The following is an 11,495-nucleotide window of genomic DNA, read 5'->3' as shown; positions in this document are numbered from 1 at the left end:
CCCATCAGGGGGAGGCGGATGACGGCGCCGATTTGGCTCGCCTCGCCACCAGAGGTCCACTCAGCGCTGCTCAGCGCTGGCCCCGGCGCCGGGGTACTGCTGGCAACCGCCGCGGCATGGCAAGCCCTGAGCACCGAATATCTCACGGCTGCAGCAGAACTCACTCAGATTCTCGCCACAGTTGCGGCGGGAGCGTGGCAGGGCCCTAGCGCCGAGCGGTACCTCACCGCCCACGCCCCGTTTCTGGCGTGGCTGGAACAGGCGGCCGCGGACAGTGCAGCTGCGGCCGCTCAGCACCGCGTCGCCGCCGCGGCCCACTCCACTGCACTGGCCACGATGCCGACCCTGCCCGAATTGACCGCCAACCACAGCCTGCACACGGCGCTGATGGCTACCAACTTCTTCGGCATCAACACGATCCCGATTGCCGTGAACGAGGCCGATTACGTGCGGATGTGGATCCAGGCAGCCACCACGATGAGTGTTTACCAGGCTGTCTCGAGTGTCGCCCTGGCTGCCGTGCCGACGACGGTGCCGGCTCCGACGATCGTCGTGCCGACAGGGGAGTCGGCGACAGCGTGGGCAACGGCGGGTGCGGCTGCCGCCCAGGCTCGAGCCGGCGAATCCGGTGCCGCCCTGGACAGTTCGAACATCATCGTTGAGCTGCTGGAGTCTTACATCAAATCGCTCCCAGACGGTGACCTCATCTGGGACTTCCTCACCCACCCGGTATCCAGCCTCCAGCAGATCATCGTCGATTTCCTGACGAATCCAGTCCAAGCACTGCAAACCTGGGGCCCGTTGCTATCGGCACTGCTGTACCAGGCGATACTCCAACCGGTTGGGTGGACCACATGGGGCCTGGTGTTGGCCTCACCGCTGTTGCTTCCGATGCTGCTTGGTGCGGCGCTTCCCTTGCTCGGTCTTCTGGCGATCCCGCCGACCCTGTCCGGTCCGGCGCCTGCCCCCGCCGCACTCGCGCCAGCCCAGCCACACCAGCGCGGTCTTTGGCCCGTCTCGACGACGGCACCGGCCGCACCAACTGCCGCGCCTGCCGCACCGGTAGCCAGCGGTGCTCCTGCTGCACCCGCGGGATCTGCGGCGCCGGCACCCCTCACGCAAAGCGTTCTCTATGCAGTCGGCCGCACCGACCCTGACGATGGGCCGGGCCCCACGTTGATCGAAGGCAGCGGGAGCAAGGCGCTGGCCTCGGAAGCGGCGCCGGCAGCTGCCGCGGCGGTGGTCTCGACGCAGTCCAGTGCACGGGCCAAACGCCGCCGCGCCCAGCGGATCAAAGAACGCGGTCACCGCAACGAATACATGTCTCTCGACGCCGACAGCGACAGCGCGCCACCGCCGGAGCCGGTCGCGCATCCGACCACGTCGTCATCCCGCCGAGGGGGAGGTCCGATCGGGTTCAGCGGCGCCATAACCAGCGGACGGCGCACCGAGGTCACCCCAGTGGGCTTGACCGAACGCGCCACCGATCCGTACGACGAGCGCCCGACCATGCCGATGCTCCCCACCAACTGGGACGACGACGCCGGCGATGCGGTACCCCACCAGGAATGACTGTCGGTAGTCCTGGCGGTCGTGGCGACCCTACCGATGTCCTTGTGAGGCCCACCCGCCGGCGACGAGGTCACTTATTAGGTTAGGGTACGCTAACTCGTAGGCTCGAAGTGGAGGACTCCGACATGGGACGAGGTTTCCAAGGCGCTGTGCTGCGCGGCTTCGGGGGGCGCGATCACGTCGCAACGGTGGTGAAGACCGAACACATAGCCCCGCATTGCATCCGGATCACCATGTCGTCGCCGACGCTGTTCGATGACATCAGTGTGGGGCCGACGGCATGGCTGCGGTTCTGGTTTCCCGACCCAGCCGGCAGTAGCTCGGAGTTCCAGCGCGCTTACACGATTGTGTGGGCCGAACCCGACGCCGGCCGGTTTGCCGTCGATGTGGTGCTGCACGCGCCGGCCGGGCCGGCCTGCACATGGGCCGCCAAGGCTCAGGCGGGCATGACCATCCCGGTGGTGGCACTGGGTTCGTCCCGGTTCGAGGTGCCCGAGGAGCTTCCGGCCGGCTTCCTGCTTATCGGGGATTCGGCGTCCATCCCAGCGATCAATGCGATCGTGGCCGCGCTGCCGGCAGACGTGCCCATCGAGGTGTACCTGGAACGCCACTGCGACGAGGATGAACTCATCCCGCTCACCGAGCATCCGCGGCGTCGGCTGCACTGGGTGACCAGATCCGATGACGCCGCGCTCGCGGCGGCGATCGAGGACCGGGACTGGTCGAACTGGTCAGCGTGGGCGGGGACCGAAGCCGGTGCGCTCAAGCACGTGCGAAAGCGTTTGCGAGACAGCTTCGGGTTCCCGAAGACCGACTTCCACGCGCAGGCGTATTGGACGCAGGGTCGCGAGATGGGCACCCACCGCACCGACGAGACGACGACGCCCGCGCCGGCGCTTCCAGCACCGGTCCAGCCCACCGCCGCCAAGGGCCAGTGGCGCTCCCAGGCGGGCAAGAACCTCTTGGCGTCCGTGAAATCGAAACTGGTCGTCGCCGGTGTGCTGCAGGCACTGCTGACCCTGCTGCAGCTGGCTCCGTTCGTGGTCCTGGTCGAGTTGGCTCAGCTGTTGCTCACCGGCGCCGCCCAATCCCGGATCTGGGATACCGTGACCGCGTTCGTGGTCCTGCTGGCCACGGGCACGACGCTGGGTGCGGTCCTGGTGCTGTGGCTGCACGTGGTCGAGATGCGCTTCAGCGCGCAGGTCCGCCGCCGGTTGCTGGACAAGCTGGCGCGAATGCCGTTGGGTTGGTTCACTGATCGCGGGTCGGGCCCGGTCAAGAAGCTGATCCAGGACGACACTCTCTCGCTGCACTATCTGGTGACGCACGCAGTCTGCGACGCGGTCGCGGCGGTGGTCGCGCCGATAGCGGTGTTGGTCTACCTTTTCTCGGTCGACTGGCGGATGGCGCTGATCCTGTTCCTCCCGATCCTCGTCTACGTCGTCACCACGTGGACCATGGTGTATCAGAGCGGCCCGAAGATCGCCGAGGCTTCGCGGTGGGCCGAACGCATGAACGCTGAATCAGCGGCATTCCTGGAGGGTCAGCCGGTGATTCGGGTGTTCGGCGGTGCGGCGGCTTCCTCGTTCCGCCATCGCCTGGACGACTACATCACCTTCCTCAACGAGTGGCAGCGGCCGTTCATCGGCAAGAAGACCTTCATGGATCTGGTGACCCGGCCGAGCACGTTCCTGTGGCTCATCGTCACGGCAGGAACCTGGTTCGTCGTCGCAGGCTGGATGACGCCCGCGACGCTGCTGCCGTTCCTGGTGCTGGGCACCACCTTTGGCGGCCGACTGTTGGGCATCGCCTACGGGTTGGGCGGCATCCGGGAAGGGACGCAGGCCGCCAGGCGGATTGCAGTGACGCTGGAGGAGAACGAACTGAGCACCCGCACCGAGGATGCACCGTCGTCAGCCCCCGCCGGTGTGAGGTTCGACGGTGTCAGCTTCGGCTACCGTCCGGGGGTCTCGGTCATCCGCGACGTGACCCTATCCCTGAGGTCTGGCACAGTCACCGCGCTGGTCGGCCCGTCCGGCTCGGGCAAGTCGACGCTGGCGGCGCTGCTGGCCCGGTTCCATGACGTCGATTCCGGCTCAATTCGCATCGACGGCCGCGACATCCGCACGCTAACCCCCGACGAGCTCTACACCCGCGTCGGATTCGTCTTCCAGGACGTTCAGCTCGTGGCGGGCACCGTCCGCGAGAACATCGCACTCGCCCGTCCGGAAGCCGGCATCGCCGACATCGAGTGCGCCGCGCAGAACGCGCAGATCCACGGCCGGATCCTACGGCTGCCGAATGGGTATGACACGGTTCTGGGGGCCGACAGCCAGCTGTCCGGCGGCGAAAAGCAACGGCTGACCATCGCCCGGGCCCTGCTCGCCGACACCCCGATCCTCATCCTCGACGAGGCGACTGCCTTTGCCGATCCGGAAGCGGAATATCTTGTGCAACAGGCCTTGAGCTCCCTGATCCAGAACCGAACTGTTCTGGTGATCGCGCACCGCCTGCACACCGTCACCAGCGCCGACCAGATCGTCGTCCTAGACCACGGCCGGATCGCGGAGGTCGGCACCCACACCGCGTTGCTGGCCGCCGACGGTCGCTACCGCCGCCTGTGGGAGAGCCGATCCGCCGGCACACCCGCGCCGACCGGCGCCCTGATCCGTGAGGCCACCCCATGATCGGCACCCTGATTCGGCTGATCCCCAGCCAGAGCCGCGGCCAGATCACCAACTACGCAGTGCTCTCACTCGTTTCGGTCGTCCTGCGTGCCTCCAGTGCACTGCTATTGGTTCCGCTGCTGGCCGCACTGTTCGGCCGCTACCCCGCGGACGCCCTGCCCTGGGTCGGCGCGCTCACCGCGGTGACTGCGGGCGGTTGGGTGATCGACATGATCTTGGCCCGCGTCGGTTTCGGCATTGGGTTTACGCTGGCTGACACGACTGCGCACGCCATGGCCAACCGCCTGACCGCGGTTCCATTGCGCTGGTTCACCGCCGACAACATCGCAGCCGCCCGGCAGGCCATCGCGGCCAGCGCGCCGGTCCTCGTCGGCTTCGTCGCCAACCTCCTCAGCCCGTTCCTCGGTGCGCTGCTGCTGCCCGCCGCGATCACCATCGGGTTGTTCTTCGTCTCCTGGCAGGTCGGGGTCGCCGCCGCGATCGCACTACCGTTCCTGCTCGGTGCGCTCGCCGCCACCCTGCGCCTGGTCCGCACCGCCGATGCTGCCGACACCGACGCGCACAGTGCACTCACCGAGCGACTGGTGGAGTTCGCGCGCACCCAGCAGGCGTTGCGGGCCAGCCGTCGGGTCACGGCCGCCCGGAGCCAGACCGGACAGGCCATCACCGCCGTGCGCGGAGCGACCCTGCGGCTGTTGTTGTTCCAGATCCCCGGGCAGCTACTGTTCAGCGTGGCCAGCCAGGTTGCGCTGATCCTGCTGGCGGGCACGATCACGACGCTGACGCTGCGCGGGCAGATCAGCCCGCCCGAGGCGGTGGCACTGCTGATCGTGATGGTGCGCTTCCTCGAGCCGTTCACCGCGCTGGCGGATCTGTCCAGCGCGATGGAGTCCTCGCGGGGCATGTTGGCCCGGCTCAACGCCATCACCACCGCACCGCTGCCCGAGCGGTCCAAGCGCGGCGGGCCGCCATCAGGTCAATCGACATCTCCCAGAATCGAATTCCGCGCCGTGAGCTTCGGTTACCAGGGATCGGAGGTACTTACGGACCTCACCTTCGCCCTCGAACCCGGAAGCACCACCGCGATCGTCGGCCCGTCCGGCTCGGGCAAGAGCACCATCTTGTCGCTGATCGCTGGGCTGCACCCGCCCGAGCGGGGACAAATCCTGGTGGACGGCATCGATGCCGCCGACATCGACCCCGACGCCCGGCGCGCGCTGGTCAGCGTGGTGTTTCAGCATCCCTACCTGTTCGACGGCACGATCGCGGACAACATCCGCGTCGGACATCCCGAAGCCGACGACGAGGAGATCCACCGAGTGATGGCGCTGGCTCGCGTGGACGAGATCGTCGAACGCCTCCCCGACGGTGCGCTGTCGGCGGTCGGGGAAGCCGGTGGCGCCCTGTCGGGGGGCGAACGCCAGCGCGTCAGCATCGCGCGGGCGCTGGCAAAGCCGGCTGGTCTGCTGCTGATCGACGAGGCAACCAGCGCGCTGGACAACGAGAACGAGGCATTGATCACCCAGGCGATCAACGATGATCCGCATCCGCGGACCCGCGTTATCCTCGCCCACCGGCTCGACGCCGTGCGCCACGCCGACCATGTTCTGTTCGTGGACGGCGGCGCGGTGGTCGAACAGGGCAGCATCGAGGAACTCACGGCACTCGGCGGTCGTTTCGCCGAGTTCTGGCGGCAGCAGGAGAGCAGCGCCGGTTGGCAGCTCACCGCGGACACCTCCGGCCGGGTATGAGCGTTCTCGCTGTCGCCAGGCGGGTGTGGATTCCGCTTGTCCTTGTGGTGGTGGTCGCGGCGGGCGCCTTCGCCGTGTCGCGGGTGCGGGGCATCTTCGGCTCCCATCAGCTGCCGACGTACGCCGGCAGCATGTCCGACGAGAAGCGCAAGTCCGACCCGAAACGGGTTGTCTACCAAGTGTTCGGTCCGCCTGGAACGGTGGCTGATATCAACTATCTCGACGACGCGGGCACCCCCCACCAGGTGAACTCGGTGACGTTGCCATGGTCGGTCGAGATCGTCACCACCGCCCCGGCCATGGCGGGAAATGTTCTTGCCCAGGGCGACAGCGATTCGATCGGGTGCCGCATCACCGCCGATGGAGAGACCAAGATTGAACGGACAACGACCGACGTGAGCGCCTACGTCTATTGCTTTGTGAAGTCGGCATGACGCCGTCGTCGTCACGCCGAGAGCCGACCACGCTAGCCCGCTGGATTCGCCGCTTGGCGGTCCCGATCATCCTCGGTTGGCTGGGGCTGGTGGCACTGGTCAGTACCGCTGTGCCACCACTGGAAACCGTCGCCCAGCTTCGGTCGGTCCCGATGAGCGCACCGGATGCGCCGTCGGTGCAGGCGATGACGCAGATGGGCCGGGTCTTCGGAGAGTCCGAGTCGGACAGCTTCGCGATGATCGTGCTCGAAGGCGACCAACCTCTGGGCACTGATGCCCATTCCTACTACGACGGCTTGATCCAGAAACTGCGGGCCGATCCCAGTGTTACGCACGTCCAGGACTTCTGGGGCGATCCCCTGACGGAGGCCTCGGCGCAGAGCGCCGACGGCAAGGCGGTCTACGTTCAGTTGAACCTGGCCGGCAACGTGGGCACGACCGAGGCCAACGAGTCGGTCGCCGGGGTTCGCAAGGTGGTGGCCGACACCGCGCCACCGCCGGGGGTCACGACCTATGTCACCGGCCCGGCCGCGCTGCAGGCCGATATGAACCATGCTGGCGAGCGCAGCATGGCCAAGATCGCAGTCGTCACCTTCGCGGTGATCATCGCGATCCTGCTGTTCTTCTACCGCTCGATCGTGACCGTGGGGCTGCTGATCGCGATGGTGCTCGTCCAAGTGGCGGCCGCGCGCGGAATCGTGGCAGCGCTCGGCTACGCGAATGTCATCGGCCTGTCGACCTTCGCCGTCAATCTACTTGTGTCACTGGCTATCGCGGCGGGAACTGACTACGCGATCTTCCTCGTCGGCCGCTATCAAGAGGCCCGCCAGGCCGGCGCCGACCCGGAAGCGGCGTACTACGAGATGTTCAACGGCACGGCGCACGTCGTGCTGGGATCCGGCCTGACCATAGCCGGTGCGACCTTTTGCCTGAGCTTCACGCGCATGCCGTACTTTCAGTCACTGGGGCCACCGTGCGCGGCCGGCATCGTGGCCGGCGTCGTGGTCGCGTTGACGCTGGGCCCGGCCATCGTCACCGTGGCCAGCCGATTCGGGCTGCTCGAGCCCAAGCGCCACATGCGAATCCGCATGTGGCGCAAGGTTGGCACCGCCATCGTGCGGTGGCCGGGGCCGATTCTCACCGCTTCGGTTGCCGTCGTCATCCTCGGGCTCGCTGCTCTACCTGGATACCGCACCAGCTACAACGACACCCGCTACATCCCCCAGGACATCCCCGCCAACGCGGGCCTGCAGGCCGCCGACCGACACTTCAGCCAAGCCCGGATGAACCCTGAAATCCTGTTGATCGAAGCCGATCACGATCTGCGCAACTCCGCCGATTTCCTGGTGATCGACAAGATCGCCAAGGCGGTGTTCCGGGTTCCTGGCATTGCGCGGGTGCAGACCATCACCCGGCCCGACGGCATGCCCATCGCCCACACTTCACTGCCGTTCCTCGTCAGCATGCAGAACGTCGGCATGGTGCAGAACATGAAGCTGATGAAAGACCGGATGGCCGACATGAAGCGGCAGGCCGAGGAGATGGGCACCACCGTCGCGACGATGAAGCGGATGTATGCCCTGATGACCCAGCTGACCGGCGTTACGCACGACCTGGTCGGACAGACAGCCGAACTGCAACAGATTGTCCATGAGTTGCGCGACCGAATCGCCGATTTCGACGATTTCATGCGACCAATCCGCAACTACTTCTACTGGGAGCCGCACTGCTACGACATCCCGCTCTGCTGGTCGTTCCGCTCGGTGTTCGACACCCTTGACGGGGTCGACCGCATGACGGGCACCATGGACAAGGTCGTGGTGAACATGACCGAGATGGACCGTCTCATGCCGGAGATGCTCGCGCAGGTTCCGCCGATGATCACGACCATGGAAAACATGCGTCAGATGATGCTGACGACTTACAGCACGATGTCGGGCATGTGGAATCAGCTCGACGAACTGAGCCAGAACTCGACGGCGATGGGTAAGGCATTCGACGACGCCAAGAACGACGACTCCTTCTATCTGCCGCCGGAAGTGTTCGACAATCCCGACTTTCAGCGCGGCATGCGCAGTTTCGTATCACCGGACGGCAAGGCGGTACGTTTCATCATCTCCCATCGTGGCGATCCCGCCTCGCCCGAGGGCCTTTCACACGTCGAGCCGATAAAGCTTGCGGCGATCGAAGCGGTGAAGGCCACACCGCTGGAGGACGCCAAGGTTTCTCTGGCGGGCACGGCAGCCACCTTCAAAGACATGGCCGATGGATCGAAATACGATCTGCTGATCGCCGGAATCGCCGCGCTCTGCTTGATCTTCATGATCATGGTCGTGATGACCCGAAGTCTCGTCGCTGCCTTGGTCATTGTCGGGACAGTGCTGGTGTCGTTGGGCGCGTCGTTCGGGCTGTCGATCCTCTTCTGGCAGTACATCTTCGGTATTGAACTGCACTGGCTGGTGTTAGCGATGTCGGTGATCGCCTTGCTGGCCGTCGGATCGGACTACAACTTGCTGCTGGTGTCCCGGTTCAAGGAGGAGTTGCCGGCCGGCATCAAGACCGGCATCATCCGCGCGATGGGTGGCACCGGCAGCGTCGTCACCGTGGCCGGTCTGGTGTTCGCCGCGACCATGTCGTCGATGGTGGTCAGCGACCTGCGCATCATCGGTCAGATCGGCACAACGGTTGGACTTGGACTGTTGCTGGACACCTTGGTGGTGCGGTCCTTCATGACACCGTCTATCGCCGCTCTGCTGGGCCGGTGGTTCTGGTGGCCGATCAATGTCCGAACCCGGCCCATCCAACCTCGTCACAGGGTCGTCGGGAGTGGCACCACAGATCAGAACACCCGGGTTTGATCGGGCCTGGTCATGGGGCGATATTGGCCTTGACGTCGGTACTGCGTGCCTACACATCGGGTGTGATGTCGCTGCCGGAGCCTTTGATCGAAGCCTTGGCGCGGTTCTGTGGCTGCACGGTCTTCTTCCCGCGCACAAAACCGGTGGCCGAGACCGTCGCAGACAGTAGCGAGCTCTCGCCGGCGATAAACGGATGAAAGCCGACGCCGGCACCGCCGCGACCCTTGACTGGGATGTCGGCGACCTCGGTTACTTTCCAGGCTTTTTCGGATGTCGAGAGGATCGCCTCGCCGTTCTGGCACGTGAGTGGGAGCGCAGCAATCACCTCATCGTTGTCACCCGCCAACTTCACCCCGGCGACACCGTTGCCCGCCGCGCCCTGGGGGTTCACCGCGGCGGGGTCGATTCGCAGCACCTTGCCTCGTCGCGTCACTAATGCCAGATGCGATCCCGGCGCCATTACCCCGGAGCTCAGCAGCCCGGTGATGTCCGGCGCCACCGGGATATCTCTGATCTTGTAGGGCAGCCCGCTACCGGTGGTGAACTTGATTCGCCCGTCGGTCCACACCGCCCAGCCCAGTCCCGAGGTCAGCAGCTCGCCGTGGCTATCGGAGAAGACGCCCCGGTCGTCAAGTCGCCACGCGGGGTTGGATTTACGTTCGCGGGAGCCTTCGTCGGCGTTCGATGCAATCGGGGTGGCATCGAAGTCCAGCACGGTGCGACGGTCGAATTCAGCGCCCTTGAACAGCTTCGCGGTCTCGACCAGCTCGTTGTCGATCACCACTCGGCGCGCGTCGGGGTTGGCCACCAGCTCGGTGAGTTCGGCGAACTCGGCGTCCAGCTTCTCGGCCTCGGCCTGCAGCTCGATGACGTCGAGCTTGGTCAGTCGCCGAAGCTGCAGCCCCAGGACATAATCCGCCTGTTCCGCGTCGATCGCGAATCGTTCCTGCAAACCACGGCGGGCATCATCGACGGTGTCGGATCCGCGAATAACGGCCACAGCGGCATCGATATCCAGGTGAATGGTCATCAGGCCAGCCACTAGATGGCGCCGTGCGGTGACCTTCTCCAATCGATACTCGCTGCGGTGCAGCACCACCGAGTCGCGCAGACGCAGGAATGCGGAAATCAGCTCGCGCACCGACCACCAGCGTGGCACCCGGTCCTCGTCGAGGGCGACCAGGCTGGCCGCGAACGTCGACTCGAGCGGTGTCAGGGCGAGCAGCTGCTCGCGGATCTGCTCAGCGCTGTGGCCGCGTTTGGCGGTGACGACAATGCGCAGCCCGTTGCGGCGGTCGGTCAGGTCTGACATGTCCGCCACGCCGGACATCTCGCCGGACTCGACCAGAGTCCGGATCCTTTCCTGCACGGTATTACTTGCGACACCGGGGGGCAGCTCGGTGATGATGACGTTTTTCCCGTCGATGGAAACCGTGCCACGTACTGTGAACGCACCGCGGCCGGTGGTGATGTACTCGCGCAGGCCAGCTGTTCCAACCACAGTTGCGCCGCTGCCCCAGTCGGGGCCAGGGATGAGCTTGACCAGCCTGTCGTCGGTCATGTTGGGGGTCTTCAGCAGCGCCCGGCACGCTGCCATGACCTCGCGGGGATTGTGCGCGGGAACCTTGGTGGCCCACCCTTCGGCGATGCCGACGGCGCCGTTGCACAGCAGCACCGGCCACTGGGCCGGTAGCACGGTTGGTTCGATCCACTCGCCGTCGAACGTCGGCACCATCGGCACCGCGTGGTCGGCGAGTTCGGCCGTCAAGGCTGCGCCAGGTGCGGACAACCGCATCTCGGTGTAGCGGTCAGCGGCTGGGATATCACCCTGTATGCGCGGGAAAGCTCCCTGTCCATCAATGACTTTCACGCGCTGGAACTCAGCAGCCATCAGCGCCGCCGCACCGTACATCGACGCGCCGCCGTGCGGGTGCAGGTTGCCGGTGACCGCCGAGCAGACCTTCGAGGATTTCTGCGGTTTGTTGCCGGGGAGCAGTCTGGAGTCGTACATCTGGTACAGCAGCCGCCGTTGGCCGGGTTTGAGCCCGTCGAACGCGGACGGGATGGCGCGGTCGCTGACGCTGTACAGCGCGAAGATCAGCTGGTAGCGATTCCAGTAGTCGTCGGCGCTCTGCTCGAGGACCAGGTCGGGATTCTGCTCAGGGATGTCCAAGATGGCGGTCACGTCGTACT

The 11,495-nt window shown here is 65.8% G+C and carries 6 protein-coding genes; 5 read left to right on the top strand and 1 reads right to left on the bottom strand.

All coding sequences use genetic code 11. From position 1 onward, the window contains the following. The first annotated feature begins 18 nt into the window (after window positions 1-18). From ADBZ9K_RS03620 to ADBZ9K_RS03600, 5 genes are all read left to right on the top strand, one after another. On the top strand, window positions 19-1,572 hold the full coding sequence (locus ADBZ9K_RS03620; protein ID WP_526618556.1) for a PPE family protein: 1,554 nt from the start codon (window positions 19-21) through the stop codon (window positions 1,570-1,572). Between the two features lie 125 nt (window positions 1,573-1,697). After that, window positions 1,698-4,259 carry an ABC transporter ATP-binding protein/permease gene (locus ADBZ9K_RS03615; RefSeq protein WP_526618555.1) on the top strand — a complete coding sequence of 854 codons (2,562 nt, stop codon included), beginning with the start codon at window positions 1,698-1,700 and terminating at the stop codon, window positions 4,257-4,259. Beyond that, entirely contained in the window at window positions 4,256-6,010 is a 1,755-nt protein-coding gene (locus ADBZ9K_RS03610) for an ABC transporter ATP-binding protein (protein ID WP_526618554.1), read from the top strand. The genes ADBZ9K_RS03615 and ADBZ9K_RS03610 overlap by 4 nt, the downstream gene beginning before the upstream one ends. Next, the gene (locus tag ADBZ9K_RS03605; protein ID WP_526618553.1) at window positions 6,007-6,444 is read left to right on the top strand and encodes an MmpS family transport accessory protein; all 438 of its coding nucleotides are present in this window, start codon (window positions 6,007-6,009) and stop codon (window positions 6,442-6,444) included. Before ADBZ9K_RS03610 ends, ADBZ9K_RS03605 begins: the two co-directional genes overlap by 4 nt. Beyond that, complete coding sequence (locus tag ADBZ9K_RS03600; RefSeq protein WP_526618552.1) at window positions 6,441-9,302, top strand: MMPL/RND family transporter; 2,862 nt, start codon at window positions 6,441-6,443, stop codon at window positions 9,300-9,302. Before ADBZ9K_RS03605 ends, ADBZ9K_RS03600 begins: the two co-directional genes overlap by 4 nt. Window positions 9,303-9,351: 49 nt before the next feature. On the opposite strand, the gene ADBZ9K_RS03595 is transcribed toward ADBZ9K_RS03600, so the two are convergent. Beyond that, window positions 9,352-11,487 (bottom strand): DNA gyrase subunit A, encoded by a 2,136-nt coding sequence (locus ADBZ9K_RS03595; protein WP_526618551.1) that lies wholly within the window; start codon window positions 11,485-11,487, stop codon window positions 9,352-9,354. Between the last annotated feature and the right edge of the window lie 8 nt (window positions 11,488-11,495).

Origin of the sequence: Mycobacterium sp. (assembly GCF_965229265.1) — a bacterium.
In the GTDB taxonomy this organism is placed as follows: Bacteria; Actinomycetota; Actinomycetes; order Mycobacteriales; family Mycobacteriaceae; genus Mycobacterium.
Note: the sequence above shows the minus strand (reverse complement) of the source record. Positions and strands in the feature narration are given on the sequence as shown.

What these genes read in the sequence shown, in the direction of transcription:
- ADBZ9K_RS03605 (WP_526618553.1), top strand. Translation starts at nt 6,007, where the DNA reads ATGAGCGTTCTCGCTGTCGCCAGGCGGGTGTGGATTCCGCTTGTCCTT.
- ADBZ9K_RS03610 (WP_526618554.1), top strand. Translation starts at nt 4,256, where the DNA reads ATGATCGGCACCCTGATTCGGCTGATCCCCAGCCAGAGCCGCGGCCAG.
- ADBZ9K_RS03620 (WP_526618556.1), top strand. Translation starts at nt 19, where the DNA reads ATGACGGCGCCGATTTGGCTCGCCTCGCCACCAGAGGTCCACTCAGCG.
- ADBZ9K_RS03600 (WP_526618552.1), top strand. Translation starts at nt 6,441, where the DNA reads ATGACGCCGTCGTCGTCACGCCGAGAGCCGACCACGCTAGCCCGCTGG.
- ADBZ9K_RS03615 (WP_526618555.1), top strand. Translation starts at nt 1,698, where the DNA reads ATGGGACGAGGTTTCCAAGGCGCTGTGCTGCGCGGCTTCGGGGGGCGC.